This is a genomic window from Teichococcus wenyumeiae (assembly GCF_003696345.1).
In the GTDB taxonomy this organism is placed as follows: Bacteria; Pseudomonadota; Alphaproteobacteria; order Acetobacterales; family Acetobacteraceae; genus Pseudoroseomonas; species Pseudoroseomonas wenyumeiae.
In genome coordinates, this window is the sequence record NZ_RFLX01000015.1 from 70,016 (window position 1) to 93,545 (window position 23,530).

The window sequence follows — 23,530 nt, forward strand, 5'->3', positions numbered from 1 at the left end:
CCTCAGCCGATGCGGATCAGTCTGAGCGGGGCGAGCATCCGCTCTGCCGGCCCGTCAGGAAACGGCACGCCGAGTGCCGTGCCAAAGAGCAGCGTCACCGCCACCACGAGAATGACCGCCCAACCGGCCGAACGTGCCCAGGAGCGGCCCTCCCCCACCCGCAGCACGAGCAGGGTGGCGGCGAAGCCGGTCACGATGAAGCCCGCGTATGGCAGCGCCAGCGCCACGCCCAGCATGGCGGCGCCATAGGCCAGGAAGCAGCGGGAGCGCAGGGGCGAGGCATCGCCGCCCTCCAGCGCGCCATCCCCTGGCGCCGCCATGACGCCAAGGGCCGCCACTGCGATCAGCACGGCGAGGACCTGAGGCACGAGGCCGGGGCCTGGCCCGTCGAAGGGAGACCAGGCCTGCAAGCGGGAGGCTTCCCAGCCAGCGAGCGCCGCGAAGACCAGCGCCGCGATGCCCACGGCACGGACATGTCCCCGCATCAACGCCGTGCCAGCCCGGCCTCGCGGAGCTGGTCCCCATAGCTTGTGAAGCCGGAGCGGATGGCACCCTCGAACTCGGTGGCGGAAAGGATGGCCGGAACCATACCGAAGCGGCCCAGCGCTTCCTCCACCGCCGGCGTGGCCGCGGCGCGCTGGATGGCGTCGCCCAGCACCGCCAGCCGTTCCGCCGGCACGCCCTTGGGCGCCACGAAGCCCAGCAGGCTCTCGATCATCACGTCATAGCCCGCCTCGCGCAGCGTCGGCACGTCCGGGAATTCCTTCCACCGCGTCGGGCTGGCCGAGGCCAGCAGGCGCAGCCGGCCGGACTGGATGGCAGGGATCATCTCGGGCGGCGTCTGCGAGGTGGCATCCACATGGCCACCGATGGCCGCCGTGACCGCCTCTGCGCCCGACTGGAAAGGCACGAAGCCGAAGCGCGTGCCGGCCTTCCGGTTCAATTCGAACAGGCCCAGGTTGTTCGGCGGGCCCGTGGCGCTGAAGGTGATGCGCCGCGCCTTGGCTGCGTTGATCAGGTCCTGCACGCTGCCATAGGGGCTCTCCGCCCGCACGGCGATGCCGTAGAGGAAGCGTGCCGTGCCGGACAGGTAGGAGAAGCTGTCGAGGTTGTAGCTCACCTCGAACATATGCGGCGCGATCGCCAGGCCGGACATCGCGGCGCTGCCGATGGTGTGGCCATCGGGGCGGGCCTGCGCCACCTGCGTCGGCGCCGAGGTGCCCTGCCCGCCGGTGCGGTTCACGATCTGCATGGGTACGCCGAGGATCTTCTCGGCCTCCGCGCAAACCGCGCGGACCGAGACATCGGTGGAGCCACCGGCGCCGAAGGGCACCAGCACGCTGACCTCGCGGTCGGGCCAGCGCGGCTGGGCCAGGGCCGGCGCGGCGAGCAGGGTGGTGGTGCCGAGGATGAGCTGGCGTCGTTTCATGACAGGCATTCCGGGTTCAGCGCTTGGCCAGGCCGGCCGCACGGAGATGCGGGCCGAACTCGGCGAAGGCGGTGCGTTGCATGCGCTCGAAATCAGGCGCCGGAACGGGCGCCGGGATCATGCCGAAGCGATTCAGCGTCTCGGCCACAATGGGCTTCCGCGCGGCCTCCAGGAACACGCGCGAGAGCAGTTCCGCCCGCTCCGCCGGAATGCCTTTCGGCCCCACCAGCCCGAGCACGCTGTCCACCGCGAGGTCGACACCCTCCTCACGCAGGGTCGGGGTATCGGGATATTCCTTCCACCGCACATCGCTGGCCGAGGCGAGGAGGCGCAGCCGGCCAGATTGCAGAGCGGGCAGCATCTCCGGCGGGTTCTGCACCACGAAATCGACATGCTTGCCGATGGCGGCCGTCACCGCTTCCGCGCCACCGGGAAAGGGCACGAAGCCGAAGCGCGTGCCGAGCTTCGCATTCAGCTCGAACATGCCGATATTCTGTGGCGCGCCGGCCGCGGCGAAGGTGATGCGGCGTGCCTTCGCGGCATCGATCAACTGCCGCACATTCTGGAACGGACTGTCCGCAGGCACGGCGATTCCGTACAGGTAGCGCGCATAGCCCGGCAGGTAGGTGAAGTCATCGAGCGTGTAGGACAGGTCCATCACATGGGGCATGATGGCCAGCGCGGCCATGCCGGCGGTGGCCAGTGTATAGCCATCGGGCCGGCCGGTGGTGACCTGCGCGGGTGCGCTGGTGCCCTGCCCGCCCGTGCGATTCACGATCTGCACAGGCACACCAAGGATCTTCTCGGCCTCCGAAGCCACGGCGCGGGTGCAGACATCGGTCGAGCCACCGGCGCCATAGGCGACCAGGATCGTGACTTCGCGTTCCGGCCAGGCCGCATGTGCCAGGGACGGCGCCAGCAATGCACTGCCGGCCGCCAGAATAGCTTGGCGTCTTCTCATGGTTCCTCACCAAGGCTTTCTGGTCGGGTTCCCGGCATCAGGCTGCCGCCCCCGACCTTGCTTGTTGTGTTGGTTGGAGCGGTGCCCGCGCTCAGGGACGCGGCAAAGGCTTCATGCCGCCGGGCGTAGCACCATGATCCATGGTGTCATGCGTGTGCGGCGGCGCAGAAGGCGTTTCTTCCATGGTCTCGTTCCCTCATCTTTGTTGTCATTCTTTTTGCCTGCATCAGGTCTGATCAGTAACCGACTGTCAACCTTGATCATCCCGTGCAGGCTGTAGCCGCGGCTCTAGCGCGCCAGTGGTGTCACAAGATCGCTGAAGGCCACCTCAAGAGAGGTGTGAACATCCACCACCACGGGCTTCCGGCAGGCGAAGGCTTCCGTGAGTGCCGGCGCCAGCTCCTCCGCATCGCGCACGCGGATGCCGTGGCAGCCCATCGCGGCCGCCATGGCGGCATGGTCGAAATCGTGGAACTCGGTCGCGAAGGGTCCGCGCGAATGCTTGGACCAGCCCAGGGCATGATTGTTGAAGACCAGCACCACGATGGGAAGGTCGTTTTCCAGCGCCGTCATCAGCCCGTTCATGGTCATGGCGAAACCGCCATCGCCGCAGACGGCCACCACCGCGCGCTCCGGATGAATTAGCTTCACGGCCAGCGCGGCCGGGATGGCGAAGCCCATGGGCCCGGCGCCGGCGGCCTGCAGGAAGCTGCCGGCCTGCCGGGTCTGAAAGAAATGCGTCATGAAGATGCGGTTCTCGCCCGCATCGCAGGTCACCATCCCATCCGGCGGCAGGGCGCGCTGCAACTCGGCGATGATCCGCTGCGGCATCACCGGCGACCCGGACGCGCGGGAGGCCGGATGGTCGAAAAAGCCATGTGCCGCCCGATGCGCCTCGACGCGGGCGGGGCCCTCCTCCAGCCGGCTCCCGCCTGGGCAGGCATCGCGAAGTTGGCTCAGCACAACGCCCGCCTCGCCAAGTAGCGGGTGGTCGACCGGGAAGGTCCAGGACAGGTTGCGCGGCTCCACGTCGATCTGGATCAGCACCTGCCGCTCCGGGTTCAGGAGCGCCGGGTTCTCCCGCGCGGTGTCGGAGGCCGTCATCTTGGAGCCGACGATCAGCACGAGATCCGCCTCGGCCACGCAGGCATTGGCGGCCGGCGTGCCGAAGGTGCCAAAGACGCCCAGCGCCAGTGGATGCGTCTCGGCAATGGCGCCCTTGCCGGACGGCGTCGTCACTACCGGCAGCCCCGCAGCCTCCGCCAGGGCCTGGAGCGGGCCGAAGGCCTGCCCGATGCGCACGCCGTTGCCTGCCACCAGCACCGGGCGCCTGGCGGCCGCCAGCGCCTGTGCGGCAGCCTGGATGCGGTCGGGCTGCTCGGGCGGCAGCGGGCCAGGGATGTAGGGCTGCGTCTCGTAGAGCCGTGGCACGCTGTCCGGCCCGACACGCCCCGCCAGGGCCGCGATGCTGTAGAGCACCGCCACAGGTCCCCGTTGCCCGGCCAGCGCATGCTTGATGGCCAGCTGCGTCGCCTGCACGGCGCCGGCCGGCTGCAGCGCGGGATAGACCGCCTTGGTGACGCCGCCATAGCTGCGCCGCGCATCCCAGTTGCCGTACTCGCCCGTGCCGGACTGGTAGGGCGCATGGGTGGAGAATTCCGGCGTATCGCTGAGGTCGGTCAGCAGCAGCATGGGGGAGCTGGACAGCAGCGCCTCGATGGTGCCGATAAGCCCGTTGCCCAGCACCCAGGGGCCCTGCCCCAGGATGACACCGGGCCGGCCGGTCAGCCGGCCATAGACTTCCGCCATGACGCCGGCGAGGGATTCCTCGCGCACCAGCACGGTGCGGATGCTGTTCTGCCGCTTCGACAGTGCGGTGAAGACATGGCCGGTATGGCCGCCGGAGATGCCGAAGACCATGTCGATGCCGGCCTGTTCCAGCACCAGCGTGATGGCATCCGACGTCGTGACCTCCTCCTGCAGCAGGCGGGGCGTGGGCATTCTGGGTGTTCCTCGGATTGTTGGGGCCGTCAGCCCATGAAGAAGCCGCCGTTGACGTCGAGCGTGGCGCCGGTGATGAAGCCGGCCTCCTCGGACGCCAGGAAGGCCACGGTGGCCGCGATATCCGCCGCGGTGCCGATGCGGCCGACCGGAATGCGCGTGACGTATTCTCGCGTGGCTTCCTCTCCCGCCACGGCCTGCATCGGGCTCTCGATGCGTCCGGGGGCGATGCAGTTCACCGTCACGCCCTGCCGCCCCGCTTCCGAGGCCAGCACGCGGGAGAAGGCCACCAGCCCTGCCTTGGAGGCGGCATAGGCGGCGCCCGCGATATCCGCCCGCGTGCGCGCCGCCTGGGAGGAGATGGTGACCACCCTCCCCCAGCCCCGCGCCTGCATCCCCGGCACGAAGGCGCGGCACATCAGGAAGGCGCCGCCGAGGTTGATGGCTATCACCTGCTGCCATTCGGCCCAGGTGGTGTCGCGCACCAGGATCTTGCCGCCGTCGCGCTTGGGGGAGATGCCGGCATTGTTGACCAGGATGTCCACGCCGCCATGGCGCTCCTCCATCTGCCGCGCGAGCGCCGCGACCCAGGCCTCGTCCGACACGTCGCCGGCGATGCCTTCAACCGAGCCGCCCTCCGCCCGCAGCGCCGCCGCGCTGCCGGCCACGCTGTCCAGCACGTCGGTGATCACCACATGCGCGCCGTCCCGCGCCAGCCGCCCGGCAATGCCGTAGCCGATGCCGCGCGCGGCCCCGGTCACCAACGCCACGCGCTTCCGTTCCGCCATTCTTCGTGTCCTTCCCTATGTCAGGCCCGGCAGCACCATGACCTTGACGGCCGCCTTGCTGCGGCTCAGCTCGAAGCCTTCCACCGTCTTCTCCAGCGCGATGCGATGGGAGATCAGTGGCCGGAAGCTCTCGCCCGACTGCGCCAGCAGGCGCAGCACGGTGTCCCAGGTGGTGCGGGCCGAGCCATGCGTGCCCCGGAGCTGGTGCTTGTTGCGCACCAGGTCGGTCAGGTTGATCTCCACCGGGCGGGCGTGGATGCCGCCTACCACCAGCACGCCGCCGCGCCGCAACACACGCAGCCCATCCGTGATGCTGGAGGGCGCGCCGGTGGCCTCGAACACCCGGTCCACCGGGCCGCCGGCAATGCGCTGCACCGCCTGGTCCAGCGTCTCCTGCGCCAGGTCCACCGTGTGCTGGAAGCCGAGCCGCCGCGCCGTTTCCAGCCGGACCTCGTCGTTCAGGCCGGCGACGATCACGATCGAGGCGCCGGCCATGCGCGCCATCAGCGCGATGGACAGGCCGATCATCCCGGCGCCCAGCACCACCACCGTCTGCCCCAGCGCCACCTCCCCAACCTCAACGGCCCGGGCCCCGACGCAGAGCGGCTCGGTCATCGCCGCCAGTTCCATGTCCAGCCCCTCCGGCAGCGCGAAGCACTGGCTGGCAGGGGCCGTCACATGACGCGCGAAGGCGCCGTGGCGGGTCAGGCCGATGGTGGTGCGGTTCTCGCAGGCTTCCGGCCGGCCGGCGGCGCAGGCGCGGCAATGGCCGCAGGCGATGGAGGGCCACACCGTGACACGCTGGCCCGGCTTCAGCGTCGTGACATCCGGCGCCGCCTTCACGACGCGGCCGGCGAATTCATGGCCGATGGTCAGCGGCATCCTCTCCCGCATCCAGTCGTAGCCGGCCGTCCATTCGTAGACATGCACGTCACTGCCACAGATGCCCACGGCATCGACTTCCACCAGCACCTCGCCCGGTCCCGGCTGCGGCTCGGCCGCCTCGACAAGATCGAGGCCGAAGGCCGGCGAGGTTTTCTGAACAGCAAGCATCGGTGCTCTCCTGGCCGGTACCCGACGGGACCGGCAGATTCGTTGTCTGTGCAGTCCTTCAGTGCCGCCGGTCAGGCCACGCCGGCACCGGTCGCCGGCAAGGCGGGATTGGGCGGCAGGATCCGCTCCGCCTGCAATTCGCGGAACTGGCGGCGGAACATCGCCTCGGAGTCGGTGCAATCCCCGAAGCCGTGCTGGCGCGCCTTGACCGTGGACATGATCGAATGGCGCGGCCGCGTTTCGCCATGGCGCAGCGTGAAGTCGAGGAACTCCCAGGAACGGACAACTTCCTCGTAGGCATGGGGGCGCAGGCCGTGGCGGCGCACCATCGCCTCCCACACCGCGCGCCGCCCCGGCATCACCGCCGCCAGCGCATGCGGATGCGCCGCGCCCAGCGTCATGCCGAAAGCATCGGCGAAGGCACCCCACAGCCTGGGCCAGGTGAATTCATCGCCATTGGTGATGTTGTAGATCTCGCCACGGCAACGCGGTTCCTCGCCGGCCCAGGCGATGGCGCAGGCCAGCAGCCCTGCATCCACCGCCTGCTGGATGCAGGGCTCCCCGCCCGGGAAGCGCAGCGGCAGGCCAAGCTCCCGCGTGATGCAGGCATAGACACCCAGGCCGCCACGGCGTTCATCGGGTTGCCGATGGCGTGGCCGCAGACCAGTTGCGGGCGCAGCACCGTGATGTCCCACTCCGCCGTCGCCGCCTGCGCCCGCAGCCAGTCCTCCTGGTCGTAGTAGAAGTTGGGCGCGATGAAGCGCGGGTCGCTCTCCTTCGCCGGGATGGGGAAGGGCCCATGGTGGATGCCATAGGCCTTCGTGCCCTGCAGCAGCGTCACGTGCCGCAGGCCGGGAGCGTGACGCTGCAGCGGCTCCACCAGGTTCTGCAGCATCTCCAGGTTGATGCGGATCTGGCGGTCGCCGGTCCAGCCGGAAACCAGCTCCGGCTCCTCGTAGAGCGCGGTGTAGACCAGGTGCGTCACGTCCGGCACGGCGCGCAGCGCTTCCGCCGTCGCCGCCGCATCGGTGAGGTCGACACGCAGCCACTGCGCCGAGGTCGGGAAATCCGGCGCGCGGCGGGAGAGGCCGATGACGCGGCTGTCGCCGCGCTCCTGGAAATGCGCCAGCGCGGCGCGCCCCACCACGCCCAGCGCGCCGGCGACCAGCACCACGCGTTGGCTGCTCATGGCGCCGTTCTCGCGCGACTACTTGCCGACATTGGCGCGCTGGCCCCAGTCGGGCAGCGGCATGGTCACCTTCTCGGCGATGCCGAACCTGTCCGGGCCAATGGAGCGGATCTGCCGGTCCTGCCACTGGTCGTAGGTCGGGAAGGCGCGCGTATTGTTCTGCGTCTTCGGGTCGAACTTCAGCCCCCAGCCGACGATGGAGGTGCCGACCGGCTTGTCCATGGCCAGCGCGGCCTGGCGGATCTTCTCGGTATCCATGCTGCCGGCGGCGGGCAGAATCTCGGTCAGCAGGGTATGCATGGCGTTGAAGCCCATGCCTGAATGCGCGGAGGGCTTCCGGCCGTCGAACATCTTCGGGTATTCGTCGTGGAAGCGGCGGAACAGGGTCGCCGTCTCCGGCGTCAGGGCCTCCGGGTTGATGTAGACGGAAGTGCCGGTGTTCAGGATGCCATTGACATCGTCGCCCATCGCCTCGGCGAACTCGCCGACATTGTGGCCGCCGCCGTTGCCGATCATCGCCTTCAGCTTCAGGCCGGCCTCGCGGGCCTGGCGCCAGTAGAGGATGGCATCGGGCGTGTAGGATTCCGCCACCACGATGTCGACGCCCAGCGACTTGTGCCGCTGCACCACCGAGGAGAGGTCGTTGGTCTTGAAGTCGTAGCTGGTGACATCGACCAGATTGGCCTTCTTCCCGTCGAACCAGGCCTTGGCGCCGGCCGCGACAGCGGTGCCGTTGTTGGAATTCTCGGCCAGGATGGCGATCTTGGCGCTACCGAGTTCCAGGCCACAGCCCGAGATCACCTTCTCTGTCACGTATTCCGCGCATTTCCGGCCCAGCTCACTGGACGGGTAGATGAAGCGGAAGAGGTACTTGAAGCCGCGCGCGGTGATGTCGTCGGCCACCGCGCCCTGCTCGAAGTAGACGACGCGGTTGCGCTCGGCCACCTGGCTGGCGGCGAAGGAGATGGCGCTGGCGTAGGAACCGACGATGACCTTGACGCGCTCGCTGGAGATCAGCCGCTGCGCCTGTGACGTTGCCTCGGTGGAGCCGGGCACGTCCACCTGCGCGAATTCCACCGGCTGCCCGAAGACGCCGCCCTGCGCGTTCGCAAAGCTACGCGCCAGCTGCATGCCGCGCATCACGTCATTGCCAAGCGATGCGAGCGGGCCGGAGAGCGGCAGCAGCACGCCGATCTTGGCCACGTCAGCCGCCCGCGCCGTGCGGATGGCGGGGGCCGCGAGCCCCACACCCACTAAGCCGCCCAGGCCACGCCGGGTGATGTTCATGGTATCGTTTCCCCGTGCTCGTGCAGGCCGAGGCCCAGATAGGCCCGCCTGACATCGTTGTTGTTGCTCAGTTCACGTCCCGTCCCGCTCAGCACCACCCGGCCGCCGCCGATCACGTAGGCGCGGTCGGCCACGCGCAGCGCCTGGCTGACATTCTGTTCCACGATCACCAGCGTGATGCCGCGGTCGCGGATGGCTCGCACGGCCTCGTAGACCCGCTTCACCGCGATCGGCGCCAGGCCCAGCGAGACCTCGTCCAGCATCAGCAGTTCCGGCAGCGCCATCAGCCCGCGGCCGATGGCGCACATCTGCTGCTGGCCGCCGGACAATGTGCCGGCAAGCTGCGCGCCGCGTTCCTGCAGGATCGGGAAGATGTCGTAGACCTCGCGCAGGCTCTCGGCCATGCGCGGGCGGGCGCGGCCGACATAGGCGCCGACCTCCAGGTTGCGCCGCACGCTCATGCGCTGGAACAGCCGGCGGCCTTCCGGCACCATCACCACGCCATGCTCCACCACCGCATGGGCGGCCATGCCGCCGATGGGCTGGCCCTTGAAGGTGACGCTGCCCGCCGTCGGCGCCAGCAGGCCGGAGATCGTGCGCAGCAGCGTGGTCTTGCCGACGCCATTGGCACCGATGATGGCGACCACCTCGCCCTGGTTCACGTCCAGGTCGATGCCTTGCAGCACCTCGGTGTCGCCGTAGCCGGCATGCAGGTTACGGACGCTCAGCATCGCTGTCCTCCAGCTCGGCGGCATCGTCCTCGCCCAGGTAGGCGCGGATCACCTGCGGGTCCTCCACCACCTCCAGCGGCGGGCCGTCGGCGATCTTGCGGCCGCTGTCGAGCACCACCAGGCGGTCCGTGACGGCCATGACGGCTTCCATGTTGTGCTCCACCAACAGCACCGTGACGCCCTCACCGCGCAGGCGGCGGATCACGTCCAGCATGCGGCTGACCTCGGCGGCGTTCAGCCCGGCCATCACCTCGTCCAGCAGCAGCAGGCGCGGCATGGTGCCCAGCGCACGCCCGACCTCCAGCCGCTTCTTCTGTGCGTTGGTGAGGGAGCCGGTCAGCACATCCTCCCGCCCCTGCAAGCCCACGCGCTCGGCGGCGAGGCGCGCGGCCTGCTCGGCGCGGCCGATGTGGCGGCCGTGCAGCAGCGCCGCGGTGGTGATGGTTTCCAGCACCGTCATGGAGCCGAAGGGCTGCGGGATCTGAAAGGTGCGCGCCAGCCCGCGCTCGCAGATCGTGGCGGCATGCAGGCCGGCGATGGAGCGGCCGTCGAACACCACATCGCCCGCATCGGGAGCGAAGGCGCCGGCGATCAGGTTGAACAGCGTGGTCTTGCCGGCGCCGTTGGGGCCGATCAGCCCGACGATCCCCCCGGCCTCCACGCGCAGGTCCACCGCGTTGACAGCGACCAGCCCGCCGAAGCGCTTGGTGGCGCCGGTGACTTCCAGCAGGCTCATGCCTTCCGCACCTCCGGCCGCGCCGCCGGCCGGCGGCCGCGCAGCCGGGCGCCGAGGCGCGCCAGGCCGCCCAGCAGCCCGTTGGGCAGCAGGATGACGATCAGGATCAGCAGCAGGCCGTAGAGCACGAGATGCGCGCCCGGCAGCGTGCCGCCGAGATGCTCAACCAGCAGTTCCCGCAGCGGGATCAGGATCAGCGCCCCGACAAAGGGGCCGAGCACGGTGCCGATGCCACCCAGGATGCTCATCAGCGGCAGGTCCACGGAGAGTTCCATGCTGAACACCGTGCCAGGCTCGATATAGAGGATGTACTGCGCCATCAGCGTGCCGCCGGCAGCGGTCAGGAAGGCGCTGACCACGAAGGCCAGCAGCTTGTAGCGGCGGATATGGATGCCGGAGGCATCGGCCGCGTCCTCGTTGTCGCGGATGGCGCGCAGGTAGTAGCCGGTGTAGCTGCGCGTGAGCACGAAGGTCACGGCGGCGCAGACGAGGAAGTAGCAGCCCGCCAGCAGGGCATAGGAGGAACGGTCCTCGAAGATCATGCGCCAGAAGCCGGGTTCGTAGTTGATGCTGATGCTGTAGGGCAGCGGCACGAACTTGCGGGCGTAGATCACCAGGATGCGGATGGTCTCGCTGACTGCCAGCGTTGCCATGGCGAAGAACACGCCGCGCATGCGGAACACGGGAAAGGAGATCAGCGCGGCCAGGGCGACGCTGATCACCCCGCCCACCAGCAGCCCCAGCCAGGGCGAGACGCCGAGATAGTTGTAGAGGATGGTGGAGCTGTAGGCGCCGATGCCGAAGAAGGCCGAATGCCCCAGCGAGAACTGCCCGGCGACGCCGCCGATCAGGTTCCAGGAGGATGCCAGCCCGGCATAGATCAGGATCAGCACCAGCACGTTGGCGTAGTATTCGTCCCGCACCAGCAGCGGCAGCGCGACGGCGACGAGCAGCGTCAGCGCCAGGCCGGGCAGGTCGCGCCGGCCGGTGGCGAGGTAGCCATGCGCCCTCATTTCAACGTCTCCTTCTCGGCGCCCTTGACGCCCAGCAGGCCGTGCGGGCGCAGCGCCAGCAGCAGGATCAGCAGCACGAAATGCGTGGCTTCCTTCAGGTCCGGCGCGAGGTAGCCGGTGCCGGTTTCCACGATGCCCAGCACCAACCCGCCCAGCGCTGTGCCCGCCACGCTGCCCAGCCCGCCCAGCACCACCACCACGAAGGAGACCAGCACGAAGAAGGAGCCGACGGAGGGAAAGGCGTAGAAGGAGGGCACCAGCACCGCGCCGGCCACGCCGGTCAGTGCGATGCCCAGGCCGAAGGTGATCAGGAAGATGCGGTTCGGGTTCACGCCCATCAGCCGCGCCGCCATCAGGTCCTGCGACACCGCCTCGATGGCGCGGCCGGTGAAGGTGGTCTTGAGAAAGACGATGACGGCGCCGAGGATCACCGCCGCATAGCCGGCGGCGACCAGCCGGTTGGTGGGCACGAAGACGCCGAGGAAGTTGATGGATTCAAACCCCGGCGGCATGACCTGCACGGTGCGGTAGTCGGCCGACCATGCCATCAGCGCCAGGTTCTGCAGCAGGATGCCGAGGCCGAGCGTTGCAAAGACCTGCGTCAGCTCCGGCTTGTAGATGGTGAAGCGCATCAGCCCGCCGTAGAACAACAGCCCGAGCAGGAAGAAGGCGACACCGATCAGCGGCGCGCCGTAGTAAGGGTTGATGCCCGTCAGCGTCATCAGCCAATAGCCGGCGAACATGCCGAGCATCAGGAACTCGCCATGGGCGAAGTTCACCACCTTCGCGACGCCGAAGATCAGGTTCAGCCCCAGCGCGCCGAGCGCATAGACCGCCCCCAGCAGCACGCCGGAGATGAGGAGCTGCAACAGGACCTGCATGGCGGGGTTCCGTCCCGCCGGCTCAGAAATGGCCGTCGTAATAGGTGACGGGCGGCCGGCCGGCGGGATCGGTGATCACCTCGATCAGCGTCAGGCGGTCGGCGGAGAGCGCCTCCCGCAGCGCGGGCACCAGATCCTCCGCCCGGTCCACGCGCCGGCCATGGCAGCCGCAGGACCGGGCGATGCCGGCATGGTCCACGGATTCGAAGAAGACGGCGTCGGTATGGGCGCCGAACTTCACCATCTCCGCGTCCTTCTGGTACCCCAGGACACCGTTGTTCAGCAGGATCAGCACGACCGGCAGCTTCATGCGCCGCGCCGTTTCCAGCTCCGCCCAGCAATGGCCGAAGCCGCCGTCGCCGCTGATGCAGATCACCGGCGCTTCCGGCGCGGCCACCTTGGCACCCAGCGCCATCGGCAGGCCCCAGCCCAGCCCGGCCAGGCCGCGCGGCGTCAGGAAGCGCTGCCCCGCCTTGCGGGACACCAGATAATTGGTGATCCAGAGGGAGGAATAGCTGGCATCGCCGACCACGATGGTCTCGGGCGTCAGCACCTCGTCCACCGCCGCCATCACGCGTTCCGGCCGCAGCGGGCTGGCGGCGGAGGTCACCACGGCGGCCGCTTCGTCGCGGAAGCGGCGCTTGCCCTCGGCGATCTCGACCTCCACCGCTGCGCGGGCGGCGTGGCGGGCGGAAAGGCCCCGCCGGCGCAGCGCCTCCAGCAACGCTTCAAGCGCCAGCCTGGCGTCGCCCACCACGCGCAGGGCCTCGTAGTTGCGGCCGACTTCCTGCCCATCCAGGTCGATATGGATGAAGGTCGCATCGCGTGGGTAGAGCTGCCAGGAATCCGTGCCGTTCTGGTTGGTGCGGGTGCCGATCAGCAGCACCACGTCGGCACGCTCGATCATCGGGCGCAGGTGCCGCGTGCTGCCGTTACGCCCCATGGCATTGGCCGCGACGCCGAGGGAAAGCGGATGCGTCTCATCCACCGCGCCCTTGCCCATGTTGGTGGTGGCCACAGGAAGCGCAGCTTCCTCCTGCAGCGCCGCCAGCGCCCCGGCCGCGTCGGAAAGATGCACGCCGCCGCCGGCGAAAACCAGCGGCGCGCGCGCGCCGGCCAGCAGTTCCGCCGCGCGTTCCACCTGCGCCGGATCGGGCGCCACCCGGTCCAGCGGGTAATGGCCCAGGTTGGCGGACCGCTTGTTGGCGATGGTGGCGGCCTCGTTCAGGAAGTCCGCGGGGCAGAGCAGCACCGCCGGCCCTGGCCGCCCCGACGTGGCGGCGGTGAATGCCATGTCCACATAGTCTTCGGCACGGGAGGCGCGGTCCACGCGGCGCACCCATTTCGCGCAGCCGGAGAAGAGCGCGAAATGATCCAGTTCCTGGAAGGCGTTCTTGTCGTAGGTGTCGCGCGCGACCTCCTGCACGATGGCGACGACCGGCACCGACACCTTCAGCGCCTCCGCCAGCGGCGCGACCAGCAGCGCGGCCGCTGGGCCGTTCTGCGCCGTCACCACGCCGACCTTGTGGGAGATGCGCGCATAGCCGTCGGCCATGACGCCGCCGGCATTCTCGGTGCGATAGGCCACTTGGCGGATGCCGAAGAGCGGGTTGGCCAGTTGCAGCGCCGAGGGAAGGCTCTGCCCGAAGGTGGCGGTGACGCCATGGCGCTGCAGGCTGGCGGCGATCGCCACGGCCGCGGATGCGTTGGAAACTGGCTCTGCGGCCTTAAACGACGACGGCTTGCTCATCGTCCCCTCCCTGGTTTAATTTATTTGATATATTTCATGACGACCTTAAGAGGCTTGTCAACACTGATGTGGCGGCGGAACAAAGCAGCATGAGGCACAAGCAGGAGGCGGACCCTGCGCCCGAGGTGTTCGGTACCGTGGAACGCAGCTCGCTCAGCACGCAGGCCTACCAGCAGATCCGCAAGGCGCTGATGGTGGGGGAACTGAAGCCGGGCCAGAAGCTTAACGGGCGCGAGCTGGCCTTGCGGCTCGGCACCAGCCTGACCCCGGTGCGGGAAGCGCTGTTGCAGATGGTGGCCGAGGGCATCCTCGAATCGCGCACGGGCCAGTCCATCACCGTGCCGAAGCCCACCCGGTCTGTTTACGGGGAACTGCGTGACATCCGGGCGGAGGTGGAAGGCCTTGGCGCCGAACGTGCGGCCCAGCGCATCGACGACGCTGGCATCGCCGAGCTTGCCGCGCTGCATGACGGGCTGGTGCGCGGCAAGGCGGAGCGGGACTACGGTACCGCCCTGCGCTTCAACGAGGCCTTCCACCTCGGTCTTGCCCGCCAGTCCGGCATGCCACGGCTTTACCGGGTGGTGGAAGGGCTTTGGGCGCAGAGCGGCCCCTTCCTGAACTACCTCTACAACGGTCCGGAAGGCTGGCCCGTTGGCGACGACCCGCATGCCCATGTCGAGGTCATGGAAGCGCTGCGGCGCCGTGACGGCGCAGGCGCGCGGGCCGCCATCGTCAAGGACATCCTGCGCGGCGGCGCCGGCATGATGCAGCGGCTGCCTGACTGACGCATGAGGGCAATGTGGTGACCATCGCCGATGGAACCACCACGGCGCCAGCTTCGAGAGGAGGTCGCGCGGTTACCGAAGTAGCGTGGTGCCAGACATGGTTGACGCCGGCTATGCCGCCGCCAACCTGCGCTGCCCGGCTCCAGACGGGCGGCTGGTGACCATCGATGTCACGGGGGCGGTTGTGGACGAGGTCGACTTGGCCCGCATCGTGAGGCGGCGGCTGAAGGTCACCGGCTCCACCGCGCGCCCACGCAGCGCCGCCGAAGGGCGCTATTCTGGCAGAGCCGCGCACAAGGTCTGGTCGCTGTTGGACCATGGCGAATGCGGACCGCAATCCACGACGTGCCGCTGTTGGGGGAGGCCCAGGCCGCGCACCGTATGATGGAAAACAGTCGCCATACCGGCAAGATCGTACTGCGCGTCGCACAGAATGAAGCGCAGATGCGTCATGGGGAGAGGAAACGAACATGAAAGTCATCGCCAGCGGGCTGCAATTTCCCGAAGGCCCGATCAGCATGCCCGACGGCTCGGTGCTGCTGGTCGAGATTGCGCGCCAGACGCTGACCCGCGTGCGGCCGGATGGCCGTACCGAGATCGTGGCGCAGGTGCCAGGCGGCCCCAACGGCGCGGCCATGGGCCCTGGCGGCAAGGTTTTCATCTGCAACAATGGCGGCTTCAACTGGGTGCGGGAGGGGCAGACCTTCCGCCCGCATGGGCAGGCCGACAGCTATGACGGCGGCCGGATCGAGGTGGTAGATACCGCCAACGGCCGGGTGGAGCGGCTCTACGATCGTTGCGGGGAGCATGCGCTGAAGGGGCCCAATGACCTGGTCTTCGATGGGCAGGGCGGGTTCTGGTTCACCGACCACGGCAAGCGACGGGACCGCGACATGGATCGCGGCTACGTCTTTTGGGCGCGGGAGGACGGATCGGAAATTCGCGAGGTCATCGGGGGGCTTTTCGCGCCGAATGGCATTGGCCTTTCGCCAGATGGACGGACGCTGTACGTGGCGGAGACCGATTCCGGCCGGCTCTGGTGCTGGGACGTCACGGGGCCTGGAACGGTGGCGAAGGCACCCTGGCCCTCGCCAAATGGCGGACGCCTGGTGGTAGGGGTGGGTGGATACCGCCGCTTCGACAGCCTGGCCATATCCGCCTCCGGCCAGATCTGCATCGCTGCGCTGGACACTTGCAGTGTGATGGAGATCTCGCCGGATGGGTCGCGCGTCGTGCCGCACACCGTGCCGGACATGCTGGTGACCAACATCTGCTTCGGTGGCCAGGACCTGCGCACCGCCTACGTCACCATGTCCCACGAAGGCCGGCTCTGCGAGATGGCATGGCATGAGCCTGGGCTTGCCCTGGCCTACGGCTGACATCGCCGCATTCCTGCAAGGGAACCGGCCGGGCTGCGGAAAGTTGTTTGATGAGAGATTGTTGTCATGGCGGTCAGGTAGTTTTGGTGTCCAGATCGGCCATGTCAGCCCGCAGTCGCGGCACAGCCCAGTTCAGGAAGCTTCGGACTTTCAACGGCAAGGGCTCGGCCATCGCGTAGACCAGGCTCACCGGCATCGGCTCTGGCGCGAAATCCGCCAGCAGCGACTGGAGCCGGCCGGACCGCAACTCGTCCGCGACCTGATAGGACAGTACGCGGATGACGCCGAAACCGGCCAGTGCGGACTGTATGGCGGCCTCTGTCGTATTGACGGCAAGCCTTTGGCGCGGTTCGACCGTGAAGGCGGTGCTGTCCCGCCGGTAGCGCCACTCGGGGGAATGGGCGAAGCCGCGAAAGCTGATGCCATCATGCTGCGCCAGATCCTCGGGCCGGCGCGGCACGCCTCGGCGGGCAAGATAGCTTGGCGAGGCGCAGATGACGCGGCGCACCGTCCCGACGCGCGTGGCAACCAGCGCGCTGTCCTCAAGGTGCCCGATGCGCAGGGCAATATCGGCATGCTCGTCAGCCAGGCTGATCTGACGATCAACCAGCATCAGCCTCAGGCTGATCTCGGGCTGCTCGGCCAGGAACGCGAGCGCGACCGGCAGCAGGTGCCGTTGGCCGAACATGATCGGAGCAGTGACATGCAATTCGCCACGCGCCACGCGGTATTCGCCCGCGGCCTGCCGCTCGGCCTCCTCCACCTGCTCGATGATCCGCCTCGAAGCGGCGACATAGTCACGCCCCGCATCGGTGAGCTCGACACGGCGACTGCTTCGCACCAGGAGCCGGATCCCAAGATGCCGTTCGAGGTCAGCGACCTTGCGGCTGACCGTGGCGAGCGGCGCACGGAGGCGGCGCGATGCGGCCGAGAGACTCCCCTCCTCGACCACCGCCAGCAGCACTGACATTGCCTCGAACCGGTCCATGCTGCCTCCCGCAATACGGAAGGCAGGCTCCCGCAGAAGCAGGATATCGCGGGCTTGGTGAGAGGCCATAGCTTTCCGTTCAGGCAACCGCCACCCGTCAGGCAGACCCGCCGAGGCCGCGGACCTGATCAGAAGGAGCAAGTCATGACCGGTACGTCCCGCCGTGCCTTTACGCTCGGCCTTTCTTTCGGTGCCCTGGCCGCCAGAACCCTGCCCCTCGTCGGTTTGGTCAGCCATGCCGCCGCCGCCAGCCCGGCCGTTAACCTGCCCCAGGCGCAGATCCGGATCGGCCGATTCACTGTGACCGCGCTGGCGGACGGCTACGCGGACATGCCCTACAGCTACTTCCCGGGCCGCACGCCTGAGCAGGTCGAGCAGGCCGCGCGGGCACAGTTCGTGGCCCGGCCCGGTGGCGTCCGCTTTCTGTTCAACCAGTACCTGATCGAGGATGGCGAGCGCCGGGTCCTGATCGATACCGGCCCCGCCGGTTCGCTCGGCCAGACGGGCCTGCTGCCTCAGGCGCTCGCCGCCCTCGGCCTGCGCCCCGACCAGATCGACGCGGTGATCGTGACCCACATGCACCAGGACCACATCGGTGGCTTGGTGGCCGGCGGGCGGAACAACTTCCCCAGTGCCGAGATCTACATTGACCGGCGTGACGTGGTGCATTGGACAAACCCTGCCAAGCAGAACGCTGCCCCGGAGTATCTGCAGCCCAGCTTCCGGCTATCGGCCGAGGTGATGCGGCTGTATCCGCGGCTGCAGGCCATTGACGGCGAGCGCCAGATCACACGTGGCATCTCCATCATCGATCTGGCCGGCCATACGCCCGGCCACATCGGCGTGCGGATCGAGGATGCCGGGCAGAGCCTGATCATGGTGTCCGACATGGTCTTTCCAGTGGTGCATCCCTCCGCGACCGATGTGAACTTTCTCATGGAACAGGACCACGCAGCGGCGCAGGCCATGCGGGCGCGGTTCTTCCCGCGCGCCGCGGAGCAAGGTGCATTGATTGCCGCCACGCACATGGCCTTTCCAGGGCTCGGGCGTATCGTTTCCGACCGGGGCAGCCTCCGCTGGCAGCCGGCCGACTGGGCGTTCCAGGCCTAAGGGACCGCCGGGGCGTCTGCCGCGCCGCCGTCCCGGCCGAGGCACAGGAGCAGCCCATGCGTCACAGGTATCTCGAGGTCGCGACAACGCCATCTGTGCGTGCGGTGCGTGAGCGCTACGGCGGTGCGGGCCAATGGGCCCGCGCCGAGGGCTCCGCGCCCGGTGAGGCTGTCCATCATGATCGACTTGGCCAGCCGAGAAGCAGTTCATCGAAGAGCGCGACGGCTTCTATCTGGCGAGCCTGTCCGAGACCGGCTGGCCCTATGTCCAGTTCCGCGGCGGACCGGCGGGCTTCCCGCGCTTCCTGGACGGCATAACGCCGGCTATGCTGATTGCCGCGGCAACCGGCAGTACCTCATAATCGGCAACGTGCGGGCGAACAACCGGGCCGCCCTGTTCCTCATGGATTACGCGCGGCAGCGCCGCCTCAAGATCTTCGGGCGCATGCACGTCGCAGATGCATGGGAGGAGCCGCTCCTGGCAGAACGGCCGGCCGTGCGCGGCTATGCCGGGCGCATCGAGCGCGCGGTACTGATCACGGTCGAGGCGGCGACTGGAATTGCCCGCAGCACATCACCCCCCGCTTCACGCAAGCCGAGTTGAAGGAGGCGCTCCGGCCTGTGCGCGACGCGATAGCTGCCTTGAAGGCGGAGAACGAGCAACTGCGGCGTCAACTGCAGGCGAACGGCTCCGATTGATCTGGCGCGGCACAGGGTTCGGCGCCAATGATCGTGAGTTGACGCCTCAGGCTCATCATCCGCCGTCCTGAGCATCTGCTCCAATCTCTGCTTTCCGGAAGGCTCCTCAGCCGGCGAGAACCCTGGCTGGGCATGAAGCTGCGCCATCTCGCCCGTCGCAGTCATTGAGCAGGGCTTTTTGATGAGGATCAGGTAGACGTCGGCGCACCCCAGGTGCGCTGATGGCGACCATCCGCTGGTCCTGCTGCGCCTCGTAGGTCACGCCGCGCCGCCGAAGAATGACGAACTGGTACAACGGGATCGCCGCCACATGCCCGGCCACGATCTTCCGGCCCTGGATGAAAGGCCTCGCGCGCCGCAGCATCCATAGTGGACTACGCCCAGGCTATCGTTTGAACAGCTTCACGCGCATGCTTGCTAGAAGGCGCCGCTCATTCTGGGCTTCCTGTTCCCGGCTTCCATGCGAAGTCATGCCACCATGGCATGGGCGCAATCTTGGCGCCAAGGATGTCGGCGAGCTGGTCGGCCTGATCGAGCGCAGTCTCAAGAGCGTTCAGGAGCTGGATGATGGAGCCAGCTTCAGGACGATCGACCAAGGCTGCCACTGCCGCCTTGAGGCCTTCAAGTTTCTCACGTGCTACCAGGAGATCGAAGGTGTTGATCTGCTCCATCCTCACGCTCCACGACGCGGTGGCTGCTAGGCTGTCTTCAAGCAGCCTTCAACCATCTGCCAGAGATCTTCCAGGCGGAAGGGCTTGACCAAGACCCCGTCAGCAGGGCCTGGCTGCTTGCCGAGCCGTGCTGCGGCAACAAAGTCCCCTGTCATGTAGATGACCTTCAGCGCAGGGATGATGCTGTAGGCCTTCAATACCAGCTGATGCCCATCGAGGGCGCCGTGAAGGTGGATGTCAGTGATGAGAAGGCCGATGCCTGGGTCCGCATGCAACAGATCCAGGGCCACCTCGGCGTTTTCGGCCTCAATGGTGAAGTAGTTTATCTCGTCCAAAGCCCTCGCGACCACCGTGCGGATGAACGGCTCGTCATCGACGACCAGGACGGTTGCGGCCGGTGGCTTGGAGAATGACGCAAACATGGATGCCGTAAACTCTCGGAAACACCGCGCGACGGTCGCGGCAGGACGTGGCGGAAGGCAGGCACGTATGGCGTTGGGCGGCTGTCTCAGGTCCGGCGGTCACGCGGCCGCCTCGTGATCTCACGCTCGCTTATCGGTTCTCGTCATGTGCATCGAAGACCTGGCGAGCATAGGCGTCGAGCAACGCCTCGCAGGCGCGCAGTCGCTCCGCCGCCTCGGCCGCGAGGGGGGCGCCGTAGAAGTCAAGCCGGGTGATCTTGGCGAGCCAGCCGCGGAGCTTCTTGAGATCGACCTCGTTCTCCTCCAGCTCCGCATAGCTGAACTTGTTGGCCGCCCGCTCCTTGGCGATCTCGGCCTCCATGTCGGCGCATTTTTCGAGGAACTCGCGATAGGCCTCGTTCCGGTCGGACCGGAAGCGGGCGAGCACCTTCTCCTCCTGCGACCGGTCCAGCGCGGCTGTCTCCAGGATCACCGCCTCGCCGCCCGCCTGGGCGACGTCATTCTCCAGCATCTTCAGGCGCCGCGTGTGCTCCTCGGTCCTGGGCAACAGGCACAGGCCGCTTTGCAGGTAGACGGCGCCCATGCCCTTGAGCTTCCGCCATACGGCGATGCGGGGTGGGGCCGGTTCAGAGGGTACCTTATAGGTGAAGAGCAGCCAGCTTGGAGGAACCATCGCACGTTTCAAATGATACGGTCGTATCGTATCACGCTGGCGTGTGCCGTGCAAAACAAGATGGCATGACCGCTCCTGAGCCGCCTTCAGGCAGTTGTTCCGTGCTGCTCGCGGGCAGCCACCCAGACCTTGCGAGCCGCGCCTGCATTCATGGCCACAACGCCAAGGCCCACGATCAGGTCCGGCCAGGCAAAGGGCCAGAGGCGGGCCGCCACCATTCCGGCGGTTGTGACAGCGGCATTGGCCAGCACGTCGTTGCGGGTCGACAGAAAGGCCGCCCGGGTCAGGCTGCCGCCGTGGGACCGGTAGCGCACCAGGATGAGCGTGCAGGCAAGGTTGATCGCCAGGGCACCGGCGCCAACCAGCGTCAGGACGACCGGGCGGGCGCCGCCGGGGCCGTGGAGGGTGTGGCAAAAGCCGTATGAGCAGGACTCCCGCCAGCAGCATGCCCAGCTTGGCCCGCTGCGCAGGCCCCAACCCAGGCCGAACAGGACGAGAAGGCTGACTGCGGCATGCCCAGGAAGTCGATGCTGTCGGCGCAGGGGCGCCATGGAGCCGACGGCACCGCCACGACAAACTCGATCCCGAAGTATTCGAGCTTGAGCGCTGCGACCTGACGAAGCACTCGCCTGAGATCGGGGTAAGTCGCCACGTCATCCATACGGTAGCTTTGATGGCCCTCGTTCTGTCCGTCGAAGTATGGTTTGCGCTGAGTGTGCGGCACTACCAGGAAAGGATAAGGCTTCGTCGTAGCCTCCTGGCGTGAGTCGTGCGCCTTAGCCGTCTGTTCTGGTTACGGAGCTGGACCCCGCGAAAAACGCCATCAACGAGGCCGCTGGTGGCGTGTCGCTGGATGAGCCCTGATCATCCTGCCCAATGTCGTGAGTGAAGCGGCTGACAGCCCGCTTCCACCCCGGCAAGACTCGCATAACTGCCTTCGATTCAGTCGCCCAGGATATGCAGTTCCCTCAGGTCTGGCGTGGGGGCCTCCGGTGGCCATCATCCAGCGCCGGCAGAATTTGTTGCGATCCAGCTATGTGCCTGCGGATGATGTAATTTTGGCATTCCAATCGACATGAAGCGAATCCATGCGTCGGCTTTCCATGCTCGTACTCCTTCTGGCAGCGGCGGGATGCGCCGAGGGGCCAAGTCGGCAACAGATTGGACAGACTCTCCTGATCGGCACCGGCGTGGTGCTGGCTGCGGTAACTGGTGGCGCAATTTACAATTTGTCCGGCCCCGAGCCGTTGATTCAGTTTCAGGAGAACGAACATCGACGCTGACTGCGGCAAGGTCCGGCTGTCTGCCTGAGGCGCCCGTCGATATGGGATCATCGTTCTGATACCATCTGAGGCCGGATAGGATGGGGCGGTCCTACCGGTCGGCTTCAGCCACTGCGATATGCGCAGCATCCTGTGCCACTTCAGCGGTCGCCGTTGCATGGGGTTCAAACATCTCGGCCACTTCCTCATAGACCTTGCTGACGGGGAGCGGCCGGCCGCTCCGCTCGAAGACCCCCGGGTTCGGCTTCGCCGCATTGCCGACGATGGCAAGGCTCGAACGGCTGGGGGTTTCTCGGACCGCCGCCAGGAACTGCCTGGCTCCGGTTGGTCCCAGCAGATGCACCAGGTAAAGGTCGGCGGGGCTGGCCGTGCGGCCTTGAGCCTGCTCAAGAGCCGGGCGGGCCTTCTTGAGCCTTTCCGCGGCGAGGACCGCCGAAAGATGCGGGTCGTCCCTGAGGCGGAGAATGCCCTGGAGCTCCTGCCAGTTCCGCGCGCCGATCTTGCCGTCGCGGTCAGTGGTCAATGCCTGGGCCTGCTGGCTGAGCCCGTGGCGCGGACCGAAATCACGAACCACTTCCAGCCAGGTGTCGCGGGTGAACTGCATCAGTCCTCTCGCCGATGAGAAAGGATTGGCTGCTGCGGGGTTGAGGCGGCTTTCCCGCTCAGCGATGCGGCGCAGGACACCGGCATTAAGCCCGGTTGCCAGAGCCGCGCGTTGCAGAGCGCCGTTGATAACTTCAGGATCCGGCTTGGCCGCCGCACTGGGCTGGGGCGTAGGCCGGGCCTGCCTCTCACGGTCACGGGAACCTCGGCGCTGGGCAAGGCCCTTCCTGACCGTCGGGCTGCTTGCTCTCGAGGCTTGCTGCTTTTGCGCGGCTGGTGCCGGGCGCGCCTGCCTTGTCTGCGCGGCCTCGGCCTCGACGGCGCCGCCGGGCAGAAGCAGTATCGACGCGGCCAGGGCCACAGGAAGGAAGTACCTTTTCCAGCGATGGCCAGAAGAGCGCGATGTGCCCCCTGGTACGTGGAGGGGGCAAAGATCGGATGTATGGGGGGGCACGGCGGTCTCCTGGGGGAGGGGGACAGCACGGGGTCATGAAGACCAGCAGTTAACTCAACAGGCTGGAGTTCGGTTCGACCTGGGGTCGAAATATTACGTTTTGCATATGATTGCGGCAGGGCCACCCCGCGATATTCTACCTGCGGCAGTGACTTGCTGTTTGAGGTGGTGGAGAAGCGATCACTACTGTGCCAGCCAGGACGATCCCCGCGCGTGTTGAGCGGCACGGAAGGTCAGGGAGATGCAGTCCAGGCCCTGTTCCGCATGCCAGTGCTCGCACATCAGCGGGATGGCCTTCCCTCAGCCGCCGGAATTCCGAGCAATGCAGCACCGGTTGCGGGGCCTGTGGCAGCGCGATCACCAGACATACTTCGACCATGGTCAGCACGTCCCAGGCGACTGGAACGCGCTAGCGCAGCCAGTGGCGGTTCTGTGAGGCCTGTTCCCACCGGTGGCGCCCGCGCCCAGTTCATGGTCAAGGCCGCATGCAGGGGCGGGCTGCTCTTGAACAACCGCCGCATGCATCGGCTGAACAAGGCCCAGTGCCCATCATCCCGCCATTGGCCACGGCTACCCAGTCGTGGCGGCTTCTCCGAAGTTGTCAGCGCAAGGATGAGGCGCCGCCGGCGTTCCCGCACGTTTCCG

General features: G+C 67.6%; 25 protein-coding genes. 5 read left to right on the forward strand and 20 right to left on the reverse strand.

Features of this window, described 5'->3' with window-relative positions; translation table 11 throughout:
- Nucleotides 1-2: 2 nt before the first annotated feature.
- The 14 genes from EBE87_RS18425 to EBE87_RS18490 all read right to left on the reverse strand — a co-directional run bounded on the left by EBE87_RS18425 (nt 3) and on the right by EBE87_RS18490 (nt 13,819).
- On the reverse strand, nt 3-485 hold the full coding sequence (locus EBE87_RS18425; protein WP_120636559.1) for a tripartite tricarboxylate transporter TctB family protein: 483 nt from the start codon (nt 483-485) through the stop codon (nt 3-5).
- Nucleotides 485-1,429, reverse strand: coding sequence for a Bug family tripartite tricarboxylate transporter substrate binding protein (locus EBE87_RS18430; protein WP_158600789.1), 945 nt, complete (start codon nt 1,427-1,429; stop codon nt 485-487). The genes EBE87_RS18425 and EBE87_RS18430 overlap by 1 nt, the downstream gene beginning before the upstream one ends.
- 16 nt (nt 1,430-1,445) lie before the next feature.
- Nucleotides 1,446-2,390, reverse strand: coding sequence for a Bug family tripartite tricarboxylate transporter substrate binding protein (locus EBE87_RS18435; RefSeq protein ID WP_120636557.1), 945 nt, complete (start codon nt 2,388-2,390; stop codon nt 1,446-1,448).
- A gap of 288 nt (nt 2,391-2,678) precedes the next feature.
- Nucleotides 2,679-4,391 (reverse strand): thiamine pyrophosphate-binding protein, encoded by a 1,713-nt coding sequence (locus EBE87_RS18440; RefSeq protein ID WP_120636556.1) that lies wholly within the window; start codon nt 4,389-4,391, stop codon nt 2,679-2,681.
- 29 nt (nt 4,392-4,420) lie between these two features.
- The gene (locus EBE87_RS18445) at nt 4,421-5,179 is read right to left on the reverse strand and encodes an SDR family oxidoreductase (RefSeq protein WP_120636555.1); all 759 of its coding nucleotides are present in this window, start codon (nt 5,177-5,179) and stop codon (nt 4,421-4,423) included.
- Nucleotides 5,180-5,194: 15 nt separating this feature from the next.
- Complete coding sequence (locus EBE87_RS18450) at nt 5,195-6,232, reverse strand: zinc-dependent alcohol dehydrogenase (protein WP_120636554.1); 1,038 nt, start codon at nt 6,230-6,232, stop codon at nt 5,195-5,197.
- A gap of 71 nt (nt 6,233-6,303) precedes the next feature.
- Nucleotides 6,304-6,633, reverse strand: coding sequence for a hypothetical protein (locus EBE87_RS29050; RefSeq protein ID WP_120636553.1), 330 nt, complete (start codon nt 6,631-6,633; stop codon nt 6,304-6,306).
- Entirely contained in the window at nt 6,630-7,421 is a 792-nt protein-coding gene (locus EBE87_RS18460) for an NAD-dependent epimerase/dehydratase family protein (protein ID WP_120636552.1), read from the reverse strand. The genes EBE87_RS29050 and EBE87_RS18460 overlap by 4 nt, the downstream gene beginning before the upstream one ends.
- Before the next feature lie 18 nt (nt 7,422-7,439).
- The gene (locus EBE87_RS18465; RefSeq protein ID WP_120636551.1) at nt 7,440-8,708 is read right to left on the reverse strand and encodes an ABC transporter substrate-binding protein; all 1,269 of its coding nucleotides are present in this window, start codon (nt 8,706-8,708) and stop codon (nt 7,440-7,442) included.
- A complete protein-coding gene (locus EBE87_RS18470) occupies nt 8,705-9,439 on the reverse strand; it encodes an ABC transporter ATP-binding protein (RefSeq protein ID WP_120636550.1) in 735 nt (244 codons plus the stop codon). The genes EBE87_RS18465 and EBE87_RS18470 overlap by 4 nt, the downstream gene beginning before the upstream one ends.
- Nucleotides 9,423-10,175, reverse strand: coding sequence for an ABC transporter ATP-binding protein (locus tag EBE87_RS18475; protein WP_120636549.1), 753 nt, complete (start codon nt 10,173-10,175; stop codon nt 9,423-9,425). Before EBE87_RS18475 ends, EBE87_RS18470 begins: the two co-directional genes overlap by 17 nt.
- Complete coding sequence (locus EBE87_RS18480; protein WP_122140099.1) at nt 10,172-11,188, reverse strand: branched-chain amino acid ABC transporter permease; 1,017 nt, start codon at nt 11,186-11,188, stop codon at nt 10,172-10,174. Before EBE87_RS18480 ends, EBE87_RS18475 begins: the two co-directional genes overlap by 4 nt.
- The gene (locus EBE87_RS18485; protein WP_120639652.1) at nt 11,185-12,069 is read right to left on the reverse strand and encodes a branched-chain amino acid ABC transporter permease; all 885 of its coding nucleotides are present in this window, start codon (nt 12,067-12,069) and stop codon (nt 11,185-11,187) included. The genes EBE87_RS18480 and EBE87_RS18485 overlap by 4 nt, the downstream gene beginning before the upstream one ends.
- 22 nt (nt 12,070-12,091) lie before the next feature.
- Entirely contained in the window at nt 12,092-13,819 is a 1,728-nt protein-coding gene (locus EBE87_RS18490) for an acetolactate synthase catalytic subunit (protein WP_120639653.1), read from the reverse strand.
- A gap of 89 nt (nt 13,820-13,908) precedes the next feature.
- On the opposite strand from EBE87_RS18490, the gene EBE87_RS18495 reads away from it, so the two are divergent.
- Entirely contained in the window at nt 13,909-14,604 is a 696-nt protein-coding gene (locus EBE87_RS18495; RefSeq protein WP_120639654.1) for a GntR family transcriptional regulator, read from the forward strand.
- A gap of 470 nt (nt 14,605-15,074) precedes the next feature.
- Nucleotides 15,075-15,983 carry an SMP-30/gluconolactonase/LRE family protein gene (locus EBE87_RS18505; protein ID WP_120639656.1) on the forward strand — a complete coding sequence of 303 codons (909 nt, stop codon included), beginning with the start codon at nt 15,075-15,077 and terminating at the stop codon, nt 15,981-15,983.
- Between the two features lie 73 nt (nt 15,984-16,056).
- On the opposite strand, the gene EBE87_RS18510 is transcribed toward EBE87_RS18505, so the two are convergent.
- Nucleotides 16,057-16,971: a LysR family transcriptional regulator gene (locus tag EBE87_RS18510; protein ID WP_120639662.1), complete on the reverse strand. Its 915-nt coding sequence runs from the start codon at nt 16,969-16,971 to the stop codon at nt 16,057-16,059.
- A gap of 57 nt (nt 16,972-17,028) precedes the next feature.
- Between EBE87_RS18510 and EBE87_RS18515 the strand changes: the two genes are divergently transcribed.
- Together EBE87_RS18515 and EBE87_RS29415 are read left to right on the forward strand one after the other, a co-directional pair.
- On the forward strand, nt 17,029-18,081 hold the full coding sequence (locus tag EBE87_RS18515; protein WP_199707642.1) for an MBL fold metallo-hydrolase: 1,053 nt from the start codon (nt 17,029-17,031) through the stop codon (nt 18,079-18,081).
- Between the two features lie 369 nt (nt 18,082-18,450).
- Nucleotides 18,451-18,684, forward strand: a complete 234-nt coding sequence (locus tag EBE87_RS29415; protein WP_199707644.1) for a hypothetical protein — start codon at nt 18,451-18,453, stop codon at nt 18,682-18,684.
- Nucleotides 18,685-19,210: 526 nt separating this feature from the next.
- On the opposite strand, the gene EBE87_RS18525 is transcribed toward EBE87_RS29415, so the two are convergent.
- From EBE87_RS18525 to EBE87_RS18540, 4 genes are all read right to left on the reverse strand, one after another.
- Complete coding sequence (locus EBE87_RS18525; RefSeq protein WP_120639658.1) at nt 19,211-19,450, reverse strand: hypothetical protein; 240 nt, start codon at nt 19,448-19,450, stop codon at nt 19,211-19,213.
- 26 nt (nt 19,451-19,476) lie between these two features.
- Entirely contained in the window at nt 19,477-19,872 is a 396-nt protein-coding gene (locus tag EBE87_RS18530; RefSeq protein ID WP_120639659.1) for a response regulator, read from the reverse strand.
- A gap of 130 nt (nt 19,873-20,002) precedes the next feature.
- Nucleotides 20,003-20,545, reverse strand: a complete 543-nt coding sequence (locus EBE87_RS18535) for a Chromate resistance protein ChrB (RefSeq protein WP_120639660.1) — start codon at nt 20,543-20,545, stop codon at nt 20,003-20,005.
- A gap of 86 nt (nt 20,546-20,631) precedes the next feature.
- Nucleotides 20,632-21,096, reverse strand: a complete 465-nt coding sequence (locus tag EBE87_RS18540; RefSeq protein WP_233553334.1) for a cation diffusion facilitator family transporter — start codon at nt 21,094-21,096, stop codon at nt 20,632-20,634.
- 537 nt (nt 21,097-21,633) lie between these two features.
- On the opposite strand from EBE87_RS18540, the gene EBE87_RS28680 reads away from it, so the two are divergent.
- Nucleotides 21,634-21,828 carry a hypothetical protein gene (locus EBE87_RS28680; RefSeq protein WP_147426137.1) on the forward strand — a complete coding sequence of 65 codons (195 nt, stop codon included), beginning with the start codon at nt 21,634-21,636 and terminating at the stop codon, nt 21,826-21,828.
- Between the two features lie 91 nt (nt 21,829-21,919).
- Here EBE87_RS28680 and EBE87_RS18545 read toward each other — a convergent pair whose 3' ends face one another.
- Nucleotides 21,920-22,792: a transglycosylase SLT domain-containing protein gene (locus EBE87_RS18545; protein WP_158600963.1), complete on the reverse strand. Its 873-nt coding sequence runs from the start codon at nt 22,790-22,792 to the stop codon at nt 21,920-21,922.
- Nucleotides 22,793-23,530 lie beyond the last annotated feature (738 nt).